Here is a 23,999-nt window from a genome sequence, read left to right as displayed (position 1 = left end):
AGCAGTTGACTTCCTGACTGGGTGACTCCACTTGAGACGCCGGTATGGCATTTTCGTGGCTGCCGGTCGGCGGCAAAATAGTGGAATTCACCCCATATGAAAACCGAAATAAAGCTCGTTGACTATCTCGCGTCCCGCCGATCCATTCCGGCTTTTCAGATGGGCGGCCCGGGGCCCGCCAGGGCCGAAGTCGAGGAAATGCTGACGCTCGCATCGCGCGTGCCGGACCACGGCAAACTGGCGCCCTGGCGGTTCATCGTTTACCGCGGCGAGGAGCGGGCGCGCATCAGTGCCGAGTTGAAGACGATGGCGCTCGCCAAAAAGCCCGATCTGTCGGAAGAGATGATCAAGGTCGAGGAGACGCGGTTGACGCGGGCACCCGTGGTCGTCGCCGTCGTCAGCAAGGCCGCTCCGCATTTCAAGATCCCCGAATGGGAGCAGCAGATGTCGGCCGGAGCCGTCTGCCTCAACCTGTTGATGGCCGCCAACGCGCTCGGTTATGCCTCCAACTGGCTGACCGAGTGGTACGCCTTCGACGAAGCTGCCTACCCATTGCTCGGCGTCAAACCCGGTGAGAAAATTGCCGGCTTTATCCACATCGGTACCGCGATGGTCCCGCCGACGGAGCGTCCGCGCCCGGAATTGGCCGAGATCGTCACCTGGGTCGGAGAAGACGCCTGATGTTCTACGACACCGCTGCAAACAGGCATGGCCTGCCGCATGACCCGTTCAAGGCCATTGTCTCGCCGCGGCCGATCGGCTGGATCGGCACGCGCGCCACGGACGGCTCGTTGAACATCGCTCCCTATTCCTTCTTCAACGCGATCAGCGACCGGCCGAAACTCGTGATGTTTTCGTCGAGCGGCTATAAGGATTCGGTTCGCAACATCGAAGCGACGGGTGAATTCACCGCCAGCTTTGCCAGCCGAAATCTGAGCGAGGCCGTCAACAAGACCTCGATCGCAGCCCCCCATGGCGAGAGTGAGTTTGCGATCGCCGGATTGACGCCGATCGACGGGACGCTGGTCAAGGCGCCATTCGTCGGGGAGGCCTATGCTGCGCTTGAATGCCGGCTGACTGAGATGTTTCAGCCGAAGGGGCTCGATGGCGAGCCCTCGGACAATTATGTCGTCATCGGCCAAGTCGTCGGCATTCACATTCGCGACGAAGCGATCCGCGACGGTCGTTTCGACATGGCGACGGTGCGGCCGCTTGCCCGCCTTGGCTACATGGATTACTGCGACGGCGGCGACGTCTTTCAGATGGTGCGACCGACGCGCTGAAGCGTGGCCTGTTCGGTCACGGACTGCCGGACCGATGGCGTCAGTCATCTGTTCCCAGCCATGCCGCTTGTTCCGGCGAGCGGCATACCACGGACGAAAAGCCGTTGCTGCGGCTCGCGGTGAAAGCGCGCCGGACGGCTTTTTCAGTCACAGCCGTTTGCGGCAACCCTTCGTAACAGGCAAGCCCTGCTTCGCCGGCGCGAAGAACACACGCTGCACGCCCGGTGACGATCACAGCGACCGTTTCTCCATCTTGTCGTTCTTCCGGTGGTTTGCAGCCCATTGCTGCGGCGAGTTCCGATCCGTCGAAAATAAGTCCTTCGAGACGCGGCGAGCTTCCGCCAAGGGAGTAGGGCGAAAGCGCGCTTTCGGGGACCGTGCCATATTCCGCAAGAATAGCCATCTGTTGCGCGCGACGGTCTGCGCTCGCCTCTGCGACACGCAGCATGACGTCGAGCCTCTGCACGTCAGCGCGGCTCCGACAACCGGAGAGCACGACGCCGTCAATATCGTGGCGAAGAAGCCGGACCAGTTCGTCTTCCGTCAGGCAGTCGACCGGGGCAATCCGCGCGAAGACACGGCAGGCGCTCTTTGCTGCTTCCATAACTCGAGCGAACGCATCGTTACCATAACCGAGATCGACAACGATGCCATCAACTGCCTTGAGGTCGGCCGAGGTCGGCGGCGGCGTGCCGATCCTCTGAAACAGCAGCGGCTTCCTGGTTTTGAAGCGGTTAACGGACATGGTGAACCAATCTTAAACCTTTGCCAGCTAGGCTTCGAACATCAGGTGGCTTTGGGTGTCTAGTGGGGCGTAGGTGATCATACAAGCATTTCTTCGCTGGGTGGAAACGGCGAGAACGGGCGACCGTGCCCGCGCCGCTCGCGCCCTCGGTCGCGCCTATGTCGACGCGCAGATGAACGGTATCGATCGCCGTGCTGCCGAAATGGCGATGACCTTTCTGCTCGACGATCCCTCTCCAAAGGTACGTTCGGCTCTCGCCGAAGTGCTCGCGCCATCCTCCGACATTCCCCGCGCCATCATTCTCGGTCTTGCCGAAGACCAGCCCGAAATCGCCTATATCATCATTTCCCGCTCGCCCGTTCTGACCGACGAGGATCTTGTCGATCTCGCGGCCCGGGGCTCGGCCGAGACGCGGGCGCTGATTGCGGCCCGCGCCTTCGTCTCGCGCTCGGTTTGCGCTGCCATCGCTGAAATCGGCAGCGAAGAAGAAATGCTGATCCTGCTGGAAAATAACGGTGCCCAGCTGTCGCGCCGGTCGTTGAAGCGGATCGCCGACCGTCTTGGCCATTCCGCCGCCGTTCGCGATCTTCTGCTTGACCGTGCTGACTTGCCAAGCGACGCTCGGCACACGCTTGTCGAAGAAGTAGGTGTGGCACTTGCCGCATTCGGTCTCGTCCAGATGGCGATTGGGGCGACACGGGTTGAGCGCGTTACGCGCGAGGCTTGCGATGTCGCAGCCGTCGGCATGGCCGGCACCTTGGCCGTGGAGGAACTGCCGGGTCTCGTTGTTCATCTGCGCGAAACCGGCCGTTTGACGCCGGCGTTCCTGTTGCATGCGCTTGTCACCGGCCGGGCAGAGTTTTTCTCGGCCGCGATCGTCGATCTTTCCGGCGTCACGGAAAAGCGGGTTCGCTCGATCCTTTCGGGCGGCCGTATCCATTCCATTCGCGCGCTGTTCGAGAGTGCCGGCCTTGGGCGCGACATCAGCGAAGCTTTTGCCGAGGCGGTCCTTCTTTGGCGTAAGGACGGCGCGACGAGCAGCGACGATTGCCGCGCCTCCGTTTGCGGCGCACTGCTTGCAAGTTTGCGCGGTCAAAGAACGCCTTCGCCGGCATGCAACGCAATGACCGAAATTCTCGAGCGACTGGCCTTTGCCGAGCAGCGGCAGTCGGCCCGCGACTATGCTCAGTTGGCCGCGCGCCAAGCCGCCTGAGAACAACTCACCGAAGACTACAGCACCGCGCATCAAATATGATGCGCAAAGGACCCTGTAACGCTTTAAACTTGCTGCATAATTTTATCTTTAAATCGATTCCGATTTAAGGAACTATGCAGTAGCTCCTGACCCTAGCCGGCCGAACCGGTCGCCGAGGCGACGATGCGGACCAGCGCATCGATGCGTTCCTCGATCTGATCGAGCCCATCGGATCCCTTCTTGATACCGTCGATGGCGCAGAGAATGAGCTCGGCCAGTAAGGTCGGCGTAACCGCCACTTTCCCAAGCGAAATCTCCCCAGCTTCGATTGCGTCTGCAATTGTGGCCTGCGTCAGCTGCTGTAATCTTGCTGCGGTTGCGACGTTGAGGTCTTCGGCAAGCGTATTGTTCGCCTCGAACAGTTCCTGGCCGTAGGGGCTGGATTGCACCGGCGCCATTGCCGACAGCACGAACGCCTTCAAACCTGCGGAGAGGCGGCGCTCGAATGGTGCCGTCTGAGCAAAGCCGGCTTCGGCTTCGGCAGTCGCGGTCGCATGGTGCCTCTCCATCAGCACGCGAAACAGATCATCCTTGTTCTTGAAATACAGGTAGAGCGCAGCGCGTGACATGCCGGCGGCATCGGCGACATCCTGCATGGAGGTCTTGCGATAACCAAATCGGCTGAAGACCTCGACCGCGGCATTGAGGATATGATGTCTCTTCGTGTCCATTTTTGAATCGTTGACATTCTGGATCAATATTGTCAAACTGACATTATAGATAGAAAATGTCAGTACGTCAGTTTGGCGAATTGACGAACGAGGATGCGAAAACATGAATGCCAGAACCCCTGAGCTTGTCGTCGTGACCGGTATCGGCGGCTTCGTCGGACGGCACGTCGCCGCAACGCTGCTGAGACAGGGCTATGATGTGCGCGGGACGGTGCGCACGCTGGCGCGAACGCAGGAGATCGAGCAAGCGATACGTGGGGCAGGCGGAACAGAGGCGGGGCAACTGACATTCGCTGCCGTCGATCTGCTTGGCGACAAGGGCTGGCCAGACGCGCTTTCCGGCGCTGTCTATGTGATGCACACGGCGTCGCCTTTTCCGGCGAGCGTGCCCGGTGAGGAGGCCGAACTGATCGAGCCGGCGCGAAGCGGCACGCTGCGCGTACTGAAGGCGGCCCGTGCCGCCGCCGTCCGCCGGGTCGTGCTGACGTCGTCGATCGCAGCGGCGATCTATGGCGATGGCAGTGCGCCGTTCACGGAGGAGAACTGGAGCGATCCGCAATCGCCCTTCGCCACGCCCTACTACCGCTCGAAGACCTTTGCCGAACGCGCTGCCTGGGCCTATGCGCGGGAGAGTGGGCTTGAGCTCGCCGTGATCAATCCTTCGATGATCCTTGGTCCGCTGCTCGGCGGTGAAGTCGGGACCTCCGTCGGTGTGGTTCGCGACCTGTTGCGAGGCAAATATCCGGCCATGCCGAAGTTCAGCGTGCCCATCGTCGACGTGCGCGATGTCGCAGAATGACTGTCGCCGATGCGGCCGGCGAGCGGTTCCTCATTGGTGGCGCGGCGCTGTCGCTAGCCGATATTTCTGCTGTGCTGCGGCGGCATTTCCCGGCCTATGCCGGCAAGTTGCCGAAGATCATCTTGCCGAACTGGATGGCCGCGATCGCAGCACGCTTCGATCCCGGGCTTCGTCTCGTCGTTCGGGAGCTTGGCCGCGACCAGCGTATCTCCAATGACAAGGCGCGCCGCATTCTTGGCTGGGCGCCAAGAACGGAGGAGGAGGCGATCAAGGCGAGCGCCGAGAGCCTGATAGCGGCCGGCCTCGTCTGATTGCGTCAGTCGCTGAACCGCCGCGCCACCCAGGAGTAGCCGTCCTCGATATAGTGAACCGGCTTGGTGACGAGGTTCTTCAGCTTCTCGCGGTCGGGGACGGCGCCGGAGAGAAACGCAAGCGCGCGCTTCGGCAGGCCCGGTTGCGCCTCGGTCGGCTGAGGCGGTGGCGTCTCGGGCCGCGGGAGCGGGGCGACCACCTCCGGCTGGAGATCATCGGTTGCGAGGCCGGGACCGGAACTCTCGCAGACGGCAACCACCACCGGATAGTTGGCGTTGGAGAAACGCGGCAACTGTTTCTGCGAATCCGTATCGCACTGGGCGATCGATGGCCATGCCCCGTCGACCGTTGAGATATATCGGCACTGGTTGACGTCGTGGTCACAGCCAAGAATGGTCATGACGATCAAGGCGGCTTTCATGGTCAGGGTGTATCCATCTGGATTGAGGTTGTGCAGGTGCTACGATCAACTTATGCCTGCATGATTCTTCCGGAAATAGGGCAGTGGCTTGAACGCGCAGAAACAATTTGTTTCGCGGCGTCATTCGGATTGATGGGGCAGGTCTGATCCCTGCGTCATTTGACGTATTGGTTGCCGCCGCGCCGGGCGTTAGTTTCCTTCCGGGACCACAAGCGACCCGAGTCACTGCCGAGGATGGAAAATTGCCTGAAGTCACGATCGCCGAAGAACCGCCGCGACAGCCGGAAATCCTGCGCCTTCTGGAAATGTCGGACGCCTATGCCGCCTCGCTCTATCCTGCTGAAAGCAATCACCTCGTCGATGTATCGACGCTCGAGCAGCCGGCCGTATCGTTCTTCGTCGCGCGTTTAGACGGAGCTGTCCTCGGCTGCTGCGCGCTGGTCGAGGCGGGTGATGGCACGGCGGAGATCAAGCGCATGTTCGTCGATCCCGAGGCGCGAGGGCTGAAGGTCGGGAGGCTGTTGCTGCAGGCGCTTGAAAAGCGTGCAGAGAGCCGCGGCGTCGTTGCGATCCAGCTTGAGACCGGCATCCATCAGCCGGAGGCAATAGGGCTCTACAAAACAGCTGGATACATCGACCGTCCGCCTTTCGGCAGTTACCAGCCGGACCCGTTAAGCCTGTTCATGGAGAAGGCGCTGCACGGACCTGCTGATCTCAGCCCGTAATCGGAATGGGGTCTTTGAGGACGCCTTGCAAATGAACGAAGCTGATCGTTCTGATACCACTACAGCGCCGCGCGTCTATTTAGACGCGCAAAGGTCGCTGTAACACTTCGTCCTTAAATCGATCCCGATTTAAGGAATTATGCAGTAGCGAAGTCACCTACGGTGCCCGTCTGCTCGCAAACAAATAGGCACCGCGACGTCTCAGACGATCAGATATCGAGATTGTCGGCGAATACGGCCCGTTCCTGGATAAACCGGAAGCGTGCGTCGGCCTTGGTGCCCATGAGGCTGTCGACGGCTTCGCGCGTGCCTTCGAAATCGACGTCATCGATCTCGACCTTGAGCAGCGTGCGGAACTTCGGATCCATCGTCGTTTCCTTGAGCTGCGCCGGCAGCATCTCGCCGAGACCTTTGAACCGGCCGACTTCGACCTTGCCGCGGCCGTTGAATTCGGTGCGCATCAGCTCTTCGCGATGGGCGTCGTCGCGCGCATAGAGCGTCTTCGAGCCCTGGCTCAGGCGATAGAGCGGCGGTACGGCGAGATAGAGGTGGCCGCCGCGGATGAGCTCCGGCATCTCCTGGTAGAAGAAGGTGATCAGCAGCGAGGCAATATGCGCGCCATCGACGTCGGCGTCGGTCATGACGACGATGCGTTCGTAGCGCAGGTCCTCTTCCCGGTATTTGCTGCGGGTGCCGCAGCCGAGTGCCTGGATCAGGTCGGCGATCTGCTGGTTGGCGCCCAGCTTTTCCCGGCCGGCGCTGGCAACGTTCAGGATCTTGCCGCGAAGCGGCAGGATGGCCTGGTTGGCACGGTTGCGCGCCTGCTTGGCGGAGCCGCCGGCCGAATCCCCTTCGACGATGAAGAGTTCCGCACCTTCGGCAGTGTTCTGCGAGCAGTCGGCAAGCTTGCCGGGTAGGCGCAGCTTGCGCACCGCTGACTTGCGGTTGACTTCCTTCTCCTTGCGACGGCGGACGCGCTCGTCGGCGCGTTCGATCACCCATTCGAGGAGCTTTGCCGCCTCTGCCGGGTTGTCGGCGAGATAGTGGTCGAAAGGATCGCGCAAGGCGTTTTCGACGATGCGCTGTGCTTCGACGGTCGCCAGCTTGTCCTTCGTCTGGCCGACGAATTCCGGCTCGCGGATGAAGACCGAGAGCATGCCGGCGGCTGAAATCATCACGTCATCGGTGGTGATGATGGCGGCGCGCTTGTTCTGCGTCAGTTCGGCGTAATTCTTCAGACCCTTGGTGAGCGCGATGCGGAAACCCGCCTCGTGCGTCCCGCCTTCAGGCGTCGGAATGGTGTTGCAATAGGAGTGGACCTGCTGGTCGCCGCCATACCAGGTGACGGCCCATTCGAGCGAACCGTGGCCGTTCGACTTCTCGGACTTGCCGGCAAAAATCTCGCGGGTGACCGTGAACTCCTTGCCGAGCGTCGCGGCAAGATAGTCCTTCAGGCCGCCCGGGAAGTGGAAGACGGCTCGATCCGGAATCTCGGAGCCTTCCGCCAGCAGCGACGGATCGCACGACCAGCGGATTTCGACGCCGCCGAAGAGATAGGCCTTCGAGCGCGCCATGCGGAACAGCCGTGCCGGCTCGAAGCGGGCATGCGGTCCGAAGATCTGCGGATCGGGATGAAACCGCACCCGCGTTCCGCGCCTGTTGTGGACGTCGCCCAGTTCTTCCAGCCCGCCCTGCGGCACGCCGCGCGAAAAGCGCTGGCGATAAAGCTTGCGGTTTCTGGCAACCTCAACCTCAAGGTCGTCGGACAGTGCGTTGACGACGGAGACACCGACGCCGTGCAGACCGCCGGAGGTTTCATAGGCCTTGCCGTCGAACTTGCCGCCCGCATGCAGAACGGTCATCACGACTTCGAGCGTCGACTTTCCGGGGAATTTGGGATGGTTTTCGACCGGAATGCCACGGCCGTTGTCGGTCACCGACAGATAGCCATCGGCATCGAGATTGACTTCGATGAAGTTGGCGTGGCCGGCCACCGCTTCGTCCATCGAGTTGTCGATGACTTCGGCGAAGAGATGGTGCAGCGCCTTTTCGTCGGTGCCGCCGATATACATGCCCGGACGCCGACGTACCGGCTCCAGTCCCTCCAGCACCTCGATCGCAGAAGCATCGTAGTCACCGCTGTCGCTCCCCTTGGGGGCAGGGCGCGGTTCTTCACGCGGAACCGGCGCCGCTCGCGCGACAGGTGCTGCATCTGGCGCAACGGGCTTCGGTTGTTCGGGCATTGCGGAGAAGAGGTCGTTGCTGTCGTCCATGGGGCGTCTAGATCATTCCTGTCGTGCGGAGGTGTTCAAGGCCATAGCAAGACCTCGGTCTTGTCGCCATCCCCAGTCATTCGAATCACCCGGATTCTGCCAGAGTCTTCCCGATTGTACGAACAAAAGGAGAATGGCAACGCCGGATGCCCGCAAAATAAAGCCTCTGCGTCGGCTTCCATCACCAACTGTTGCTTTGGCGCCGGGCCGATGGCAAGGCTTTGCGGCGAACCAGGGAGCCCTTCGTTGTCCGTGTCCACAGCTCATTTTTGCTTTCGCCGGCTTGCTGCCATGGTCCTGTCCACCGGCCTTCTTGCAGGCTCGGCCGCTTGCGCCGAGGCGCAGGTATTGAAGCCCTACAAGGACGATCTGTTTTCCTACGGCAAGGTGCTGGAGCAGGGCGATGGCGGTGACTACCGCGTCGTCGACTATCAGGAACTGCGCGACATCAATGAACGCGACGAAATTCCGGAGCGTCGGGTCAAGCGCGCCTTCCTCTCGCTTGGCGTCAAGAGCGAACAGGTCAACGAGACGCTCGATGTCGGCGAGCGCTCCATCGATGTGACACGCGTCGGTCGGGAGCGGGGGGCGGCGTTCAGCGTGATCTTCATTCACGGGCGAGGCGGGGACCGGCGCCTTGGCGCCAATGATTTTTCCTTCGGTGGCAATTTCAATCGCCTGAAGAACCTCGCTGTTGCCAATGGCGGTGTCTATTACGCGCCGAGCGTGCGATCCTTCGATGCCGCCGGGGCTGAGGATGTCGCAGGACTGGTCAAACTTGCCGCCGAGCGCTCAGGCGGCCGGCCGGTGGTACTGGCTTGTGCCTCCATGGGCAGCTTCATCTGCTGGGGCGTGTCGCGTGACGCAAGCGCCGTTGCTGTCCTTGGCGGCATGATGGTCATGGGCGGTGCCGCCGATCCGGATTTTACGAAGAGTGCCGCCTACAAGGCGAAGTTGCCGATGTTCTTCAGCCATGGCAGCCGGGATAGTGTCTATCCCGCCGAGAGCCAGAAGGCGCTCTACACCGCGTTGAAGGGGCAGGGCTACCCGAGCCGCTTCGTGCTTTTTGAAACCGGCTCGCACGGAACGCCGGTTCGCATGACCGACTGGCGCGACGCCCTGAACTGGATCGGCGGCCGCTAACGCACAGCGTTTGATGCTCGGCATTTGTTAACCAGACCGGCAATTTCCGGGTGCAGGCCGTCCGCTTGTTTCCACCTTTGAAAGTGATCGGCGCGATGATCTCCGGCAGATATTGCTGGGGTAAGTTTCATGGATGCGCGCACCGAAACACGGCGGGTTCCGCTGTGTGTCGACCTGGATGGCACATTGCTGGCCGCCGATACGCTGTGGGAAGGCGCTGCGATCATCCTCTTGCGCAATCCGCTCATGCTCGTGCTGATGATGCTGTGGCTGCTGCAGGGCAGGGCGCGCCTGAAGCATGAAGTCGCCTTGCGCTCCCGGCGAAAGGCGGCGGACTGGCCGTACCGCCAGACCGTCCTGGCCCGACTGGCCGCAGAGAAGGCGGACGGGCGCGACATCGTGCTCGTCACTGGTGCTGCGCCTTCCGTCGCCCGGGAGGTCGCGGCGCATGTCGGGCTCTTTTCCTCGGTCATGCATTCGTCGGAGGCGCTCAATCTGACGAGCAGCCGAAAGCGTGACGCACTGGTGAAACGGTTCGGCGAGGGCGGTTTCGATTACATGGGCAACAGCCGCGACGACATCGCGGTGTTCGAGGTGTCACGCCGTGCGATTGTCGTGGCGCCGGATTCGGCGGCGGAGAAATGGCGCCGCAACCACGATGCCGAGAAGCTCGATACCGGCAAGGTGAGCATGCTTGCTCCTTTGAAATCGATCCGCGTCCATCAATGGGCGAAGAATGTACTGATCGGCGTACCGATGATCCTCAATCATGAGGTGCTGCATCTCGATGCGCTGGTGAGTGTTATCATCGCATTCTTCGCCTTCAGCTTCCTGGCCTCCGCCGTCTACGTCATCAACGATCTCTCAGACCTTGCGAATGACCGGCGCCACGCAAAGAAGCGCAACCGGCCGCTTGCCAGCGGCCAGATGTCGGTGCCGACGGCGCTCATCCTCGTCGTCTGCCTGATGCTGGCCTCGCTTTCGCTGACGTTCGTCCTGCCGTGGAAGTTTGCAGGCGTGCTCGCCTTTTATGCCTGCGCCACGACGGCCTACACTTTTGTGCTCAAGCGCAAGCTTCTCGTCGATGTTTTCACGCTTGCGGGCCTCTACACCACACGCATCGTGGCCGGCGCGGCGGCGACCGGAACGGAACTTTCCTTCTGGCTCGTGTCTTTCGCGATCTTCTTCTTCCTCAGCCTGGCGCTGGTGAAGCGCTATGTCGAACTGCATGAATTCGAGGATAAGGACGGTGGCGCTGTTCCCGGGCGCGGCTATCTCGCGGTCGATTTCGAAATGGTCGGGCAGGCGGGTGTGGCCTCCGCCTTCACCTCTGCACTGGTGCTGGCACTTTACGTGCACAGCAAGGAACTGCAGGAAATGTACACGACGCCCTGGGCATTGTGGCCGCTCTGCCCGCTGGTGCTCTATATGCTGCTTCGGATCTGGATGCTGGCGCGCCGTGGTATGCTGCACGAGGATCCCGTCGTCTTCATCATGCGCGATTGGCGCAGCCAGTTGACCATGCTGATCGGGGCGTTACTTATCCTTTTCGGAGCGGTCGGCCCACAATGAGCACGCAAGATTACGATAGCTGGGGCCGACTCGACCGCCGGCCGCGGCAGGGCATTTCGCCTGACGACTACGAGGATCGCCTCGGCTCGATGGAGCCCGATGCCTTCCTGCCTTTCGGCAATGGTCGCAGCTACGGCGACAGCTGCCACAACGACGGCGGCCTGCTGATCGACAATCGCCGTCACGCTCGCATCCTCGCATTCGACCCGGGCACCGGCGTGATGACCTGCGAGGCAGGTGTCACGCTCCGCGACGTCCTGGTCCGCGCCATTCCGCACCGTTTCTTTCTGCCGGTGACGCCAGGTACGGCCTTTGTCACCGTGGGCGGTGCGCTTGCCAACGATGTTCACGGCAAGAACCATCATACGCGCGGCACCTTCGGCAATCATGTGTCCGGCTTTACGTTGTTGCGTTCCGATGGCGAGCGCCTGACCTGCACTTCCGTCGAGAATCCGGAGCTGTTTTCAGCCACGATCGGCGGAATGGGGCTGACCGGCCTGATCCTGACCATCAGCCTTAGGCTCAGCAAAGTGCCGTCGCCGCATGTGCAGCAGCACGCGATCCGCTTCGATAATCTCGACGAATATTTCGGACTGGTCGACCGCGTTGATGAGGAACACGAATATTCCGTCGCCTGGATCGACCAGCTTGCGACGGGACGGCGCATGGGCCGCGGCGTTCTGTTGGCCGGCGATCATGCCGATGGCTCCTGCGAGTTTCCCGACATGCCGAAGGGCATGAAGCTCTCGGTGCCGTTCTCGCCACCTTTCAACCTTCTCAATTCCGCGACGCTCAAGGCCTTCAACGAGTACTATTTCCGCAAGGAGAAACCGGGGGAAACCGTTTCAACGGTGCCGTGGACTTCCTATTTCTACCCGCTCGACGCCATCGGCGCGTGGAACAGGCTCTATGGTCCCAAAGGGCTCTATCAGCACCAAAGCGTCTATCCCTCGGAGAATGCGCGGGAAATCACCGCGACGCTGATGGAGACTGCGCGCAGTGCCGGACACGCGTCCTTCCTGACCGTCTTGAAGCGCTTCGGGAACGTCGCCTCGCGCGGTCTTCTGTCGTTTCCGCGGCCCGGTTTTACTTTGACGCTCGACTTCGCCAATCAGGGTGAACGGACAGTAAAGCTGCTGGACCGCCTCGACGCGATCGTTGTCGAGGCCGGAGGCGCGGTAAATCCTTACAAGGACGCGCGCATGAGCCCGCAAGTCTTTGAAAAGTCTTTCGCTTCCTGGCGATCCCTCGAGGCGCTCCGCGATCCGGCGTTGACGTCGAACTTCTGGCGCCGCACGGCGCTGGCTTTGCCAAAATGAGAATGCAGACAATTTTATTAAATTAAATACGCGAACTTCACTGAATATGCGTCTCTCGCGTGTAAGTACATTCCCGGGACTGGGAGTAAAACCATGAAATATATTCCATTCATTCTCTTCACTGTGCTGACCAATGCGGCCGCGCAGTTGATGCTGAAGCAGGGCATGATGTCGCTCGGGCCGATCTCTATGACGGCAGAGACCGCCATCGTCCGCCTGTTCCAGATTGTTTTCAATCCATGGGTCTTTGCCGGTCTGGTGACCTTCGTCATCTCCATGGCATCGCATCTCTACGTGCTGTCGAAGGTAGAGCTTTCCTTCGCCTATCCGTTCCTGAGTCTGGCTTATGTGGCGGTTGCGATCTTCGCCTACTTCGTCTTCCGCGAGGACCTCAATGCCTGGCGCATCGCCGGCATTGCGCTCATTTGCGCCGGAACGGTCCTGATCGCCCAGTCGGGCATGTCATCCCATAGCGACGAGAAGCCGGTCGATGCGGCTGGTGCAAGAACAGCAGACTTCGGGAGCAAGTCATGAAGCACATTATCTTTGGGGGCGATGGTTTTGTCGGCCGGCATCTGGCGCAGCGCCTTGTCCAGGATGGCGAAGAAGTCGTGGTCGCCGATATCGTCAAGTCCGACCTGTCGCACTACAATCGCGCCCGTTTCGTCCATTGCGACGTCACGCAGATGAGCGAAGTGCTGAAGGTCGGTATCGGCCCGGACGACATGATCTACAACATGGCGGCCAAGATGCTGTCGCCGTTGCAGATCCGTTCGAAGCGTTGGGATTTCTTCTGGCCGGTCAACTACTACGGTGCCGAGAACATCATGAAGGCCATGGGGGCAGCGAACGCTTCGCGCCTCGTGCAGTTCACCACCGACATGATCTACGGCCACACGGTGCAGTCGCCGCAGACCGAGGATCATCCGGCAAAGCCGCTCGGCGAATACGGGAAATCGAAGTGGGCGACCGAACAACTGGCCGTGCAATGGCGCAAGCAGGGCATGAGCATCTCGATCTTCCGCCCGCGCCTGATTATCGGCCCCGGACGCCTCGGCATTCTCGAAAAGCTGTTCAAGCTGATCGACATGAACCTGCCGGTGCCGATGATCGGGTCGGGCAAGGTGCCGTACCAGTTCATCTCGGTGTTCGATTGCGCTGAAGCGGCACGGCTTGCCTGGAAGGGCGGCGTGCCCAACGAGGCCTACAATCTCGGCTCGGACAGTCCTCCTTCCGTGCGTGAGCTTCTCGGTAACCTGATCAAGCACGCCGGCTCGAAGTCCTTCCTACTGCCGACGCCTGCCTTCGCAGTGAAACAGACGCTGGCGCTGTTCGACCTGATCAACAAGCCGATCATGGATCCGGAGCAATACCTGATTGCCGACGAACTATGCGTACGCGAGACGGGCAAGCTGAAGCATCAGCTCGGCTGGCGGCCGGAGTTCAACGATGGCGACATGCTGATTGCTGCCTATGACGAGTATCGGGCCAAGAAGTCCGGCGCCGCGATACAAGACGCCGCCGCCGTGCCGGCCGAGTGAGGGGAATGACAATGCTGGATAGACCGAACCATACAGCCGTCTCTGCACCGTCGCTCGACGCTGGCGTCGCAAAGCCAAACCTGCTCACGGTCGAGCAGGCGAAAGCCATGTCGATCGGCGACATCACCACTGCCTTCAAGGACCATCTCAACCCTGGCCAGCTCCATTTCATGAAGCTGCTCGGCTTTCACAAGGTGAAGATCGAAAGCGCCGAGGGCATGCACTACACCGACCAGAACGGCCGGAAGATCCTCGATTTCTTCGGTGGCTTCGGCTCGCTGGCCTTTGGCCACAACCACCCGCGAATCCTCGATGCGCGCCGGAAGTTCCAGGACGAAAAGCGCCACGAGATAGCCATTGCCTTTATGTCGCAATATGCGGCGGCGCTCGCCAAGAACATTGCCGCCTGCTCGCCGGGCGATCTCGACATGGTCTTCCTCGGTTCATCCGGTTCAGAGGCGATGGAGGCGGCGGTCAAGCTTGCCGAGCGCGCGGCCGGCCCGAAGCGACCGAAGGTCGTCTATGCGGAAAACTCCTTTCACGGGAAGACCAAGGGCGTACTTGCCATTACCGATGGCCAGCTCTACCGCGCCGAGTTTAGGCTTGCCGACAACACGGTGCGCGTTCCCTTCGCCGATATCCAAGCCGTCGAGAATGCCTTCAAGTCCGATCCGGAGATCGGCGTCATCGTGCTCGAGACGATCCAGGGCGGTGGCGGCATCATCCAGGCTCCAGCCGAGTACTGGCAGCAGTTGCGTGCGCTTTGCGATCGCTATGGCGTCCTGTGGGTCGCTGACGAAGTGCAGTGCGGTTACGGCCGCTCGGGTCGCTTCTACGCCTTCGAGCACTATGGCGTCGTTCCTGACGTGACTGCACTCGCCAAATCGCTCGGTGCCGGCAAGGCGGCGGTGGGCGCGATGATCGCGCGCCGCGAGGTCTATATGAAGGCCTATGGCACATCGAAGACGGCGATGATCCACGCCATGGCGACCTTTGGCGGCATGGGCGAAGCCTGCGTCACCGCGATCGAGGGTATCAATGTGCTCTATAACGAGCATCTGATCGATCGCGCGGCGGACAGCGGCGACTATCTGCTTGAACGCCTGCAGGCGCTGAAGGAGAAGTATCCGAAGATCATCAAGGACGTGCGCGGCAAGGGGCTGATGGTTGGCCTGGAGTTCCAGGACTTCAGTCAGACGTTGCCGATGGTCCTGCGTCCGGTCGTTTCCGTGCTTGATGACAAGCTGAAGGGATCGCTCTCCGGCTTCATCGGTGCCTTGCTTCTGCGCGACTACGACGTGCTGGTTGCCTTTACCGAATACAATCGCAACGTCATCCGGCTTGAACCGCCGCTGATCTGCGAGCGCGCTCACGTCGATCAGTTCATCGCTGCGCTCGACGAGCTCTTGGGCCGCGGCATTGTCCGTATCGTCAAGGACTTCGTCGGCAGCCAGATCGGCGGCTGAAGGAAGCCCAAAAATGTCTCGGAGGGCAGGAGGGCTTAACGCTTCTGCCCTTTTATGTTCATGTCGAATTCGACGACATTGGAGTAGATCGGCGTGCCGACGTCCATGCCGTAGGGCGAGCGAAAGATGCTGCCGCGGATCTTGAATGAGATCGACCGGTTGTTCCAATCCATCAGCTTTACCGAGAACCGTTCCTTTCGGGCTTTGCCGCGTGCGGTCAGCGTGCCTTCGACGGCGGCCGTGTCGGGGCCGGTCTGCGTGATGCTGGTCGAGCGGAAGGTGACCGTGCGGTAGGTCGCGCTGTCGAAGACGGCGCTCGACTTCAGGAAGTCTTCGACGCGCCTTTCTCCCGTCTCGACACTTTCCGGATAGAGCGTGAAGTCGACCGACGAGCGGGCGATGTTATTGCCATCGATGCGGAAATTGCCGGAGAACTTGCCGAAGTCGCCGACGATGCCGCCACCACCGACCTGCGCGACGGAGAAATGGACGCGTGACGCGGCGGTGATGCCGTAGCTGCCGGCGGCGTCCGAGAGTTGCGGCGCGCTGGCCGCTGTGGCACTTGGCCCGAATGTCGCAGCTAGCATGGCGCAGAGTGCCGATGCGACGGGTGATGCCTTCGATTTCTGCTTCATCATGGTTCATTTCCTCTTGGCAATGACCTGACTGCTCTTGCTCTTTTCGAGCTCGCGGCGCCGCTGCGGTCGCGTAGACAGCATGCGGACCAGAACCTCGTCGCGACGGACCAGATGGTGGTAGAGCGCAGCCATCGCGTGGAGCACGAGAAGACCCAATGTCGCGTAGGCGAGGATGGAGTGGGTCGACGCCCAGAAGCTCTCGGCCGCTTCTGTTTTCGCCATCGGCAAATGAGGGATGACGAACCAGTCGAAATAGAAGCTTGGAATGTTCAGCGTCGAGGTCGACGCGACTGCCCAACCGGCGAGGGGCACTGCGATGGTGAGGCCGATCAGGATTGCATGCGTGGCTCGGGCTGCGCGTCGTTCGAGCGGGGAAAGGCCGGCTGGCGCCTGTGGTTGCTTGTCAAGCACATGCCAGGCGGCGCGCAGCGCGGCGAGGGCGAGCACCGTAAAGCCGAAGGACTTGTGCCATTGGTAGAGCGAGAATTGCAGGCTCGGATCCAGTGGGAGTCTGCGCATGACAAAGCCGAGCGCCAGGAGGCCAAGGATCAACACAGCGATCAGCCAGTGAAGGATGATCGTCACCCAGCCGAATGCAGACTTGCTGTTTTGCAGCATGGCAAGCTCCTGCGGCGTTCGGATGAAATCCTCGATTTCGCCCTTGTCGCGCGGATAAGACCCACTGGGCCCGCCTTTTATTCTCCGACGATACCGTAAATTTGCAGGCCGATCATGTTGATGCGGCGAAAGGATATCTCATTTGCTCGACACAGGGCAGTCGACTGGCTGGCCCGAGTGGTTGCACCAACTTAATGCGGAACATTCGTCATGACCAAGAATAGCTCGACATACGAGTTGATCCCACTTGAAAACGTGGTGTTGAAGCATGCCAACGCCGGCATCGCGCTGGGGGCCGAGCATAGGTTCGCGGAATCGCTCGAGCAATGGCGGCTGGCGGCGCAACTGGCGGATGCGAACTTTGAGGGCGAAGATCTTTATTATTGGGTCAGGGGTGGTTACGGCGCCGCGCTCCACGATGTCGGTCGTCACCGCGAAAGCATCGCCGTTTCGAAACTCGTGCGGGAGTGGACGCTTTCGCTACGCCAGCCGCTCGCGGACGACGGGGTCGATTGCCCTGGCGTCTACCTCTGGCGCTTCATGATCGCTCGCCCGTTTCAGGGAAAGGGCGTCGGCAAGAAGGCGATCGAACTTGTCGTACGCGACCTCAAGGCACGCGGCATCCGCGAGCCACACACCAGCTACGGCATGGGCGAGGCGAGCCCCGAAGGTTTCTACAAGGGATTGGGCTTTGTTCCAACAGGCGACAGCCATGGCGAAGAACCGGAGGTTGTGCTCAAGTTTGCGGCCTGAAAGAGAGATCATTGGCGCCACTCGACCCGGCGTCGCCCAGAATATTTGACGAGAGAGACATGCAAAACGACCTGCACGAGGCCAATCGGCTCTTATGGAACGCGGCGACCGTCGCGCACAACAGCCACAAGGGCGATCAAGCGGCGTTCTTCCGCAACGGCGGTTCGACGCTCTATCCCGAAGAGATCGAGCTGCTCGGCGACTTGACCGGCCTCGATCTGCTGCATCTGCAATGCAACTCCGGGCAGGACAGCCTGAGCCTCGCCCGCCTCGGCGCCAAGGTGACCGGCGTCGATATTTCCGACGAGGCGATCGCCTTTGCCAAGCGGCTTTCGAGCGAAAGCGGCATTGCCACGACTTTCGAGCGCGCCGATCTTTTCCACTGGTTTGACGACGCAAGAGTGCGCGGTCTGACGTTCGATCGGGTTTTTTCTTCCTATGGCACGATTTGCTGGCTGTCCGACCTCGGCCCTTGGGCTCGAGGTATCACTTCCGTACTGAAGCCCGGCGGCCGGTTCGCCTTCGTCGAGTTCCACCCGTTTGCGATGGTTTTCGATGATAAGTGGTCGCCGCGTTACGACTACGCGCCGAGAGAGCCGGTCTGCGAAGCGGGCATTAGCGACTATGTCGCTGCGTCCGGGACGGGGTTGGCGCCGGATGGCTACGAACAGGGCGTCGTGGATTTCCGCAATCCGCACCCCTCGTTCGAGTTCAACTGGGGTATCGCTGACGTCGTCCAGGCGTTGATCGATGCCGGTCTCAGGATCGAATGCCTGAAGGAATATCCCTATGCCAACGGCTGGGCCGGCTTTGAGCGGATGCGCGATTCCGGCGGCGGGCGGATGCTGCCACCCGAAGCCATGCCGAGTATTCCCCTGATGTATGCGATCGCGGCAGAAAAACCGAAGACGATAACGGCCGCACCGGCAGGGTCACGGCGCGAAACGGTGATCCGGCCCTACCGTGCCGAGGATCGCGACCGGCTGGCGGAAATCTGGCTGTCCGCCTCGCGTATCGGACATCCCTTCCTCGGCGAGGAGCGCCTGCTCACCCAGTTGCAGATGGTTCGCGACAAGTACCTGCCGATGGCCGACAATTGGGTCGCCGAGGTCGATGGCCGCCCGGCCGGTTTCATCGGCCTGATCGGCAATTTTGTCGGCGGCCTGTTCGTCGATCCCGATATCCATGGCGCCGGCGTCGGCCGCGGGCTGATCGAGCACGCGGCGACGCGGCTCGGTCGTCTCGAGGTCAGCGTTTATGCCGACAATCCGAGTGCTGTCGAATTCTATCGCCGTCGCGGTTTCGTTGAGACCGGCCGACAGGAGACTGACGACGAGGGCTTGCCCTTTGCGGTGATCCACATGGCTCGCGCCTCCTGAGGCGAGAGACCGCCGGCAGGGCCGATCGTCCTGGTCCTGCCGGAATATTCCGCGACGGATGCTTTCCTTTGCCGGCAGCATTTGCTAGGCCGCTTTCCGGAGAAAAAGGTCCTGACCCGGAGGAAATTTCATGACGCCTGACATCCGCCCGCTCGTCGCCGGAAACTGGAAGATGAACGGAACGCGCGCCTCGCTCGATCAGATCAAGGCGATGGCCGAAGGGGTCAAGGGCGATCTGTCCGGCAAGGTCGAAACGCTGATCTGCCCACCGGCGACGCTGCTCTATGTGGCGACCGCGCTTTGCGACGACAGCCCCCTGATGATCGGCGCCCAGGATTGCCACCAGAAACAGTCCGGCGCGCATACCGGCGAAGTTTCGGCCGAGATGATTGCCGATTGCTTCGGCACGCATGTGATCGTCGGCCATTCCGAGCGCCGCACGGACCATGCAGAGCATGACGGGCTGGTGCGCGCCAAGACGGATGCCGCCCATGCTGCCGATCTGATCGCCATTGTGTGCATCGGCGAAACCGGTGACGAGCGTCAGTCGGGCCAGACGCTCGACGTGCTCAAGCGTCAGCTCGCAGAAAGCTTGCCCGACAGCGCCACGGCGGAAAACACGGTCATTGCCTACGAGCCTGTCTGGGCGATCGGTACGGGTCTGACGCCGACGGCCGCGGACGTCGAAGAGGCTCATGCGTTCATGCGCAAGGAACTGGTGTCGCGCTTTGCCGATGCCGGCGGCAAGATGCGTATTCTCTACGGTGGTTCGGTCAAGCCGTCCAATGCGCGCGAACTGATGGGCGTTGCCAATGTCGATGGAGCGCTGATCGGTGGCGCGAGCTTGAAAGCGGAGGACTTTCTCGCCATCTACCGGGCTTATGAAGATTTGACGGCCTGATTGTCCGGCACGGGCCGGACAGGGGGTTGGAATAGCGGGCAGGTTGGTATAAAGAGGCGCGAAAATTGCGCCCGGGAAAACCCGAGTCCGCGCAAGATTTGATTCGTTTGCCCAAAGGGCAGGACTGGAAGCTGATGCAGACCGTACTACTCGTCATCTATCTCATGGTCGTCGTCGCCCTGATCGGCGTCGTTCTCATTCAGCGTTCCGAAGGTGGCGGCCTCGGCATCGGCGGCGGTTCGGGCTTCATGTCCGCGCGCGGCACAGCCAATGCGCTGACCCGCACGACGGCGATCCTCGCGGCACTCTTCTTCGTTCTGGCCCTGGCGATGGGCATTCTCGCCCGTTATCAGCCGCAGGCGACCGATATCCTCGACCGTATTCCGGGCACCAGTTCGGGTGGCGGCGTCCTCGATTCGCTCGGCGGCGGCAACACCACGGCTCCGGCCGGTGGCGCAACCCAGCAGCCGGCAACAGGCAACGGCGCCACGGCGCCGGCTCCCGCCACGACAGGCGAAGCTCCGGCCGGCGGTGCCACGACAACGGAAACGCCCGCAGGCGGCGCCAACAGCAATACGGGATCGCAAGTTCCCAGCGGCCAATAAGGTCGCAATTCAGAAGAACCCGCCGGCGGATGGCACCATCCGCCGGTTTTGTTTTGTGTGAAATCTGATTCCCTTCGAAGACGGAAAAGTTCGGATAGACGAATTTTTCGGTGGCGGAATCGTTTGTTAAAAGGTATCCGGTGACTCCCATGGCGCGATATGTATTCATCACTGGCGGCGTGGTTTCCTCCCTCGGAAAAGGCATCGCTGCGGCCGCTCTTGGAGCGTTGCTGCAGGCGCGTGGCTACCGGGTGAGACTGCGCAAGCTCGACCCCTACCTCAACGTTGATCCGGGCACCATGAGCCCGACCCAGCACGGCGAGGTGTTCGTCACCGACGACGGCGCCGAGACCGATCTGGATCTCGGCCACTATGAACGCTTCACGGGGCGCTCGGCGACGAAGACCGACAACATCACCACTGGCCGGATCTACAAGAACATCATCGACAAGGAACGTCGCGGCGACTATCTCGGCGCAACCGTTCAGGTGATCCCGCACGTTACCAACGAGATCAAGAACTTCGTTACCGAAGGCAATGACGACTATGATTTCGTGCTGTGCGAGATCGGCGGCACCGTCGGCGACATCGAAGCGATGCCGTTCATGGAAGCGATCCGCCAGCTCGGCAACGACCTGCCGCGCGGGACCGCGGTCTATGTTCACCTGACGCTGATGCCCTACATTCCGGCAGCGGGCGAACTGAAGACGAAGCCGACGCAGCATTCGGTCAAGGAACTGCAGGCGCTGGGCATTCATCCCGACATTCTGCTCGTCCGCGCCGATCGCGAAATTCCGGAAGCCGAGCGTCGCAAGCTGTCGCTGTTCTGCAACGTTCGTCAGTCGGCGGTCATACAGGCGCTCGATGTTGCCTCTATCTACGACGTGCCGATCGCCTACCACAAGGAAGGCCTCGATAACGAAGTGCTTGCAGCTTTCGGCATCGAGCCGGCGCCGAAGCCGCGCATGGAAGCTTGGGAAGAAGTTGCCGATCGCATCCGCACGCCGGAAGGCGAAGTCACCATTGCGATCGTCGGCAAGTACACCGGCCTCAAGGATGCCTACAAGTCGCTGATCGAAGCGCTTTACCACGGCGGTATTGCCAACCGGGTGAAGGTCAAGCTCGAGTGGATCGAGTCGGAAGTCTTCGAAAAGGAAGACCCGGCGCCGTACCTTGAAAAGGTGCACGGCATTCTGGTTCCCGGCGGCTTCGGCGAGCGTGGCTCCGAGGGCAAGATCAATGCGGCGCGTTTTGCTCGCGAACGCAAGGTGCCGTATTTCGGCATCTGCTTCGGCATGCAGATGGCGGTCGTCGAAGCGGCGCGCAACCTTGCCGGCATCGACAAGGCATCTTCGACCGAGTTCGGCCCGACCAAGGAGCCGGTTGTCGGCCTGATGACCGAATGGGTGAAGGGCAACGAACTGCAGAAGCGCTCCGCTTCGGGTGATCTCGGCGGCACCATGCGCCTTGGCGCCTATCGTGCGTCGCTGAAGGCCGATACGAAGATTGCCGACATCTATGGCACGTCCGATATTTCGGAGCGTCATCGCCACCGCTACGAGGTCAACGTCGACTACAAGCCGCAGCTCGAATCCTGCGGGCTCGTCTTCTCCGGCATGTCGCCGGACGGCATCCTGCCTGAGACCGTCGAGTACCCGGACCATCCGTGGTTCATCGGCGTGCAGTATCACCCTGAGCTGAAATCGCGCCCGCTTGACCCGCACCCGCTGTTTGCGAGCTTCGTCGAAGCGGCACTCGAACAGTCGCGCCTCGTTTGATCCGTTAGCGCAGCTCTGAAAATTGCGGCCGGTCCCTCGAGACCGGCCGCTTTCGTTTTGGCTTCATATGCCGCGCCGTCACCGAGGTGACGGCTGCCCTTGCCGGCGTGAGAGGATGTAGCTGTAAAGGCTGCCGACGACGAATGGCAGCACGAACGCTGCGATCGCTATTGCTGCAAGCCATGGCCCGGCGGTCAGTGCCAATGCCGCCAGCATCAGCATGATGCCGGATATCAGCATGAGCCTACCGGTTAGGCGATGCGTTGCCGCCCAGTTGGCCGAGTCTGCGAGTGTCCACGGCAGGCGGAGGCCAGCGAAACCGTTCGGTTGCGACTTCGGCATCACATTGCCGATGACGACTGAAAGCAGACCCATGGCGAACGCGATGACGCGGACCATCGACACGTCGATCCCGAGGCCGATCAACACGATGACGGTCTGGATTGCCGTAAAGAGTGCAAGAACGCCGGTCGACGCGGCGGCGGCGACATGGTGGCCGGCCTGTCGTCCGGGTGCGAAGCGGTCGGCGAAAGCCACCAGCGCCAGAACGACCGTTGCACTGATTGGCGCCATCAGTAGCGCACGGTCGCGCGGCCAGAACCCATCCGGCTTACCGTCGACGCCCCAATGGATCGGAAGTTCGCTTCCGGGTAGGATCATGAGGTAGCCGGCGAGCGTCGTCGCGACGAGCGCGGCCGCCAAGGGCAACACCAGGGGAGAGCGCAGCACAGATGTCATGGCCTTTGATCCTTCTTGCCCAGAAGCCCGCCTAGGGCTTCTTCCAGGATGGACATATTGAGATGATAGATCAGGCTCGTGCCACGGCGCTCGACTGCAACCAGCTCGGCGTCGCGCAACTTGTTGAAATGCACCGAAAGCGTCGGCTTGGTCAGATCGAAATGGCCGGCGAGCTCACCCGCACTCTTCGGGCCGCTTTTCAGCAGCGTCAGAATTTGTCGCCGCACCGGGTGTGAAAGCGCTTCGAAGACGGTGTTGATCCGCATAGCCCATGATCCGTTGTCGTTCAGTAGTTAGATAATTATCTAATTAGAGTCAACACGAATGAGAAGGCCCGTTGAACGCCAAGACGCTTGGGGTGACGGTGGTCAATGGATTCGGTTTGAAGGATGCGGTCCGCCGCGAAGTCGCTATTTGCCTGTGGCTTTGGCCTTCAGCCAGGCGGTCTGCCGCCGTGCGCGACGCAGTGCCGTGAAGGCTGCGCCGAGCGAGACGACGACAAGTGCGACGAGGATCACTTCGCCATCGCCGAGCCACAGCCCTTCGAAAGCCGAGACGACTGCGGCCAACGTGATCGCCGCCATTCGATGCTGCTTTGCCATCGGGCCCGAAAAGTCGCTCGGCGCGCCATTGGCGCGTCCGAGTTCGCGCACATAAGCGGTGAGCACGGCGAAGGCGCCGGCAGCAAAGCCGAGCGCGGGCAGGCCGATGCCACAACCGGCGCCGACGAGAATGAAGAGGTCGGCGATCCGGTCGGGAAATTCGTTCCAGAACGGGCCGTCCGGCCCTCCCTTGCCGCCTTCGACGGCGACCATGCCGTCGAAAAGATTGCAGAGCAGACGCATCTGGCAGAACAGGGCAGCCGCGATGAAAAGCAGGGCGCGAAGTCCGTCCTGGGCCTCGCTGGTTAGCCAGAAGGCAAGGCCCGCAAGGGCCGCGGCCGCCACACTCGCCTGCGATATCTGATTGGGTGTGATCGCCATTGAGGCGAGGCGTCGGGCGATTGCCTGCGCCCAGTGGGTGTTGCGGCTGGCCAAGGGCCTGCGGTCGCCGGTTTCTTTCAT

Annotated in this window: 27 protein-coding genes; 18 read left to right on the top strand and 9 right to left on the bottom strand. The window is 61.4% G+C overall.

Annotation, left to right across the window (positions count from 1 at the left end; all coding sequences use genetic code 11):
* Positions 1-96: 96 nt before the first annotated feature.
* Together BC360_RS26100 and BC360_RS26095 are read left to right on the top strand one after the other, a co-directional pair.
* Positions 97-681, top strand: a complete 585-nt coding sequence (locus BC360_RS26100) for a nitroreductase (protein ID WP_065781278.1) — start codon at positions 97-99, stop codon at positions 679-681.
* On the top strand, positions 681-1,283 hold the full coding sequence (locus tag BC360_RS26095) for a flavin reductase family protein (RefSeq protein WP_065781277.1): 603 nt from the start codon (positions 681-683) through the stop codon (positions 1,281-1,283). The genes BC360_RS26100 and BC360_RS26095 overlap by 1 nt, the downstream gene beginning before the upstream one ends.
* Positions 1,284-1,323: 40 nt before the next feature.
* Here BC360_RS26095 and BC360_RS32885 read toward each other — a convergent pair whose 3' ends face one another.
* The gene (locus BC360_RS32885; RefSeq protein ID WP_244512908.1) at positions 1,324-1,686 is read right to left on the bottom strand and encodes a hypothetical protein; all 363 of its coding nucleotides are present in this window, start codon (positions 1,684-1,686) and stop codon (positions 1,324-1,326) included.
* A gap of 3 nt (positions 1,687-1,689) precedes the next feature.
* Between BC360_RS32885 and BC360_RS32880 the strand changes: the two genes are divergently transcribed.
* Together BC360_RS32880 and BC360_RS26085 are read left to right on the top strand one after the other, a co-directional pair.
* Positions 1,690-2,091, top strand: coding sequence for a hypothetical protein (locus BC360_RS32880; RefSeq protein ID WP_244512906.1), 402 nt, complete (start codon positions 1,690-1,692; stop codon positions 2,089-2,091).
* Positions 2,092-2,101: 10 nt separating this feature from the next.
* Complete coding sequence (locus BC360_RS26085) at positions 2,102-3,241, top strand: DUF2336 domain-containing protein (RefSeq protein WP_065797396.1); 1,140 nt, start codon at positions 2,102-2,104, stop codon at positions 3,239-3,241.
* A 134-nt stretch (positions 3,242-3,375) separates the two neighbouring features.
* On the opposite strand, the gene BC360_RS26080 is transcribed toward BC360_RS26085, so the two are convergent.
* Positions 3,376-3,954 carry a TetR/AcrR family transcriptional regulator gene (locus BC360_RS26080; RefSeq protein ID WP_161491396.1) on the bottom strand — a complete coding sequence of 193 codons (579 nt, stop codon included), beginning with the start codon at positions 3,952-3,954 and terminating at the stop codon, positions 3,376-3,378.
* A 103-nt stretch (positions 3,955-4,057) separates the two neighbouring features.
* Between BC360_RS26080 and BC360_RS26075 the strand changes: the two genes are divergently transcribed.
* Complete coding sequence (locus BC360_RS26075; RefSeq protein ID WP_244512904.1) at positions 4,058-4,753, top strand: NAD-dependent epimerase/dehydratase family protein; 696 nt, start codon at positions 4,058-4,060, stop codon at positions 4,751-4,753.
* Positions 4,750-5,064: a hypothetical protein gene (locus BC360_RS32875; protein ID WP_244512902.1), complete on the top strand. Its 315-nt coding sequence runs from the start codon at positions 4,750-4,752 to the stop codon at positions 5,062-5,064. Before BC360_RS26075 ends, BC360_RS32875 begins: the two co-directional genes overlap by 4 nt.
* 5 nt (positions 5,065-5,069) lie before the next feature.
* Here the strand turns inward: BC360_RS32875 and BC360_RS26070 are convergent, their stop codons facing one another.
* A complete protein-coding gene (locus BC360_RS26070; protein ID WP_065781272.1) occupies positions 5,070-5,486 on the bottom strand; it encodes a hypothetical protein in 417 nt (138 codons plus the stop codon).
* Between the two features lie 242 nt (positions 5,487-5,728).
* Between BC360_RS26070 and BC360_RS26065 the strand changes: the two genes are divergently transcribed.
* Positions 5,729-6,211: a GNAT family N-acetyltransferase gene (locus BC360_RS26065; RefSeq protein WP_065797394.1), complete on the top strand. Its 483-nt coding sequence runs from the start codon at positions 5,729-5,731 to the stop codon at positions 6,209-6,211.
* 209 nt (positions 6,212-6,420) lie between these two features.
* On the opposite strand, the gene parE is transcribed toward BC360_RS26065, so the two are convergent.
* Positions 6,421-8,484, bottom strand: a complete 2,064-nt coding sequence (gene parE, locus BC360_RS26060; protein WP_065797393.1) for a DNA topoisomerase IV subunit B — start codon at positions 8,482-8,484, stop codon at positions 6,421-6,423.
* A 210-nt stretch (positions 8,485-8,694) separates the two neighbouring features.
* On the opposite strand from parE, the gene BC360_RS26055 reads away from it, so the two are divergent.
* The 6 genes from BC360_RS26055 (at position 8,695) to BC360_RS26030 (ending at position 15,525) form a co-directional block, all read left to right on the top strand.
* A complete protein-coding gene (locus tag BC360_RS26055; protein ID WP_065781269.1) occupies positions 8,695-9,627 on the top strand; it encodes an alpha/beta hydrolase in 933 nt (310 codons plus the stop codon).
* Between the two features lie 129 nt (positions 9,628-9,756).
* On the top strand, positions 9,757-11,199 hold the full coding sequence (locus tag BC360_RS26050) for a UbiA family prenyltransferase (protein WP_065797392.1): 1,443 nt from the start codon (positions 9,757-9,759) through the stop codon (positions 11,197-11,199).
* Positions 11,196-12,518, top strand: coding sequence for an FAD-binding oxidoreductase (locus tag BC360_RS26045; RefSeq protein WP_065797391.1), 1,323 nt, complete (start codon positions 11,196-11,198; stop codon positions 12,516-12,518). Before BC360_RS26050 ends, BC360_RS26045 begins: the two co-directional genes overlap by 4 nt.
* A 93-nt stretch (positions 12,519-12,611) precedes the next feature.
* Positions 12,612-13,052: an EamA family transporter gene (locus tag BC360_RS26040; RefSeq protein ID WP_065781266.1), complete on the top strand. Its 441-nt coding sequence runs from the start codon at positions 12,612-12,614 to the stop codon at positions 13,050-13,052.
* The gene (locus tag BC360_RS26035) at positions 13,049-14,059 is read left to right on the top strand and encodes an NAD-dependent epimerase/dehydratase family protein (protein ID WP_065797390.1); all 1,011 of its coding nucleotides are present in this window, start codon (positions 13,049-13,051) and stop codon (positions 14,057-14,059) included. The genes BC360_RS26040 and BC360_RS26035 overlap by 4 nt, the downstream gene beginning before the upstream one ends.
* A gap of 11 nt (positions 14,060-14,070) precedes the next feature.
* Positions 14,071-15,525 carry an aspartate aminotransferase family protein gene (locus tag BC360_RS26030; RefSeq protein ID WP_413813774.1) on the top strand — a complete coding sequence of 485 codons (1,455 nt, stop codon included), beginning with the start codon at positions 14,071-14,073 and terminating at the stop codon, positions 15,523-15,525.
* 35 nt (positions 15,526-15,560) lie between these two features.
* On the opposite strand, the gene BC360_RS26025 is transcribed toward BC360_RS26030, so the two are convergent.
* On the bottom strand, positions 15,561-16,112 hold the full coding sequence (locus tag BC360_RS26025; RefSeq protein WP_244512913.1) for a YceI family protein: 552 nt from the start codon (positions 16,110-16,112) through the stop codon (positions 15,561-15,563).
* 54 nt (positions 16,113-16,166) lie between these two features.
* Positions 16,167-16,781 carry a cytochrome b gene (locus tag BC360_RS26020; protein WP_065781263.1) on the bottom strand — a complete coding sequence of 205 codons (615 nt, stop codon included), beginning with the start codon at positions 16,779-16,781 and terminating at the stop codon, positions 16,167-16,169.
* A 210-nt stretch (positions 16,782-16,991) separates the two neighbouring features.
* Between BC360_RS26020 and BC360_RS26015 the strand changes: the two genes are divergently transcribed.
* From BC360_RS26015 to BC360_RS25995, 5 genes are all read left to right on the top strand, one after another.
* Positions 16,992-17,534 carry a GNAT family N-acetyltransferase gene (locus BC360_RS26015; RefSeq protein ID WP_065797388.1) on the top strand — a complete coding sequence of 181 codons (543 nt, stop codon included), beginning with the start codon at positions 16,992-16,994 and terminating at the stop codon, positions 17,532-17,534.
* Between the two features lie 59 nt (positions 17,535-17,593).
* Positions 17,594-18,913, top strand: a complete 1,320-nt coding sequence (locus tag BC360_RS33075; protein ID WP_065797386.1) for a bifunctional class I SAM-dependent methyltransferase/GNAT family N-acetyltransferase — start codon at positions 17,594-17,596, stop codon at positions 18,911-18,913.
* A 130-nt stretch (positions 18,914-19,043) separates the two neighbouring features.
* The gene (gene tpiA, locus BC360_RS26005) at positions 19,044-19,814 is read left to right on the top strand and encodes a triose-phosphate isomerase (protein ID WP_065781260.1); all 771 of its coding nucleotides are present in this window, start codon (positions 19,044-19,046) and stop codon (positions 19,812-19,814) included.
* A gap of 134 nt (positions 19,815-19,948) precedes the next feature.
* Positions 19,949-20,419, top strand: coding sequence for a preprotein translocase subunit SecG (gene secG / locus BC360_RS26000; protein WP_065781313.1), 471 nt, complete (start codon positions 19,949-19,951; stop codon positions 20,417-20,419).
* Between the two features lie 140 nt (positions 20,420-20,559).
* Complete coding sequence (locus tag BC360_RS25995; RefSeq protein WP_083222735.1) at positions 20,560-22,197, top strand: CTP synthase; 1,638 nt, start codon at positions 20,560-20,562, stop codon at positions 22,195-22,197.
* Between the two features lie 78 nt (positions 22,198-22,275).
* Here BC360_RS25995 and BC360_RS25990 read toward each other — a convergent pair whose 3' ends face one another.
* The 3 genes from BC360_RS25990 to BC360_RS25980 form a co-directional block, all read right to left on the bottom strand.
* Positions 22,276-22,935 carry an SdpI family protein gene (locus tag BC360_RS25990; protein WP_065797385.1) on the bottom strand — a complete coding sequence of 220 codons (660 nt, stop codon included), beginning with the start codon at positions 22,933-22,935 and terminating at the stop codon, positions 22,276-22,278.
* Entirely contained in the window at positions 22,932-23,201 is a 270-nt protein-coding gene (locus BC360_RS25985) for a metalloregulator ArsR/SmtB family transcription factor (protein ID WP_202618545.1), read from the bottom strand. The genes BC360_RS25990 and BC360_RS25985 overlap by 4 nt, the downstream gene beginning before the upstream one ends.
* A gap of 144 nt (positions 23,202-23,345) precedes the next feature.
* On the bottom strand, positions 23,346-23,999 hold the full coding sequence (locus BC360_RS25980) for a CDP-alcohol phosphatidyltransferase family protein (protein ID WP_065797383.1): 654 nt from the start codon (positions 23,997-23,999) through the stop codon (positions 23,346-23,348).

It is taken from the genome of Ensifer sp. LC163, assembly GCF_001695855.1.
Taxonomy (GTDB): Bacteria; Pseudomonadota; Alphaproteobacteria; order Rhizobiales; family Rhizobiaceae; genus Ensifer.
Note: the sequence above shows the minus strand (reverse complement) of the source record. Positions and strands in the feature narration are given on the sequence as shown.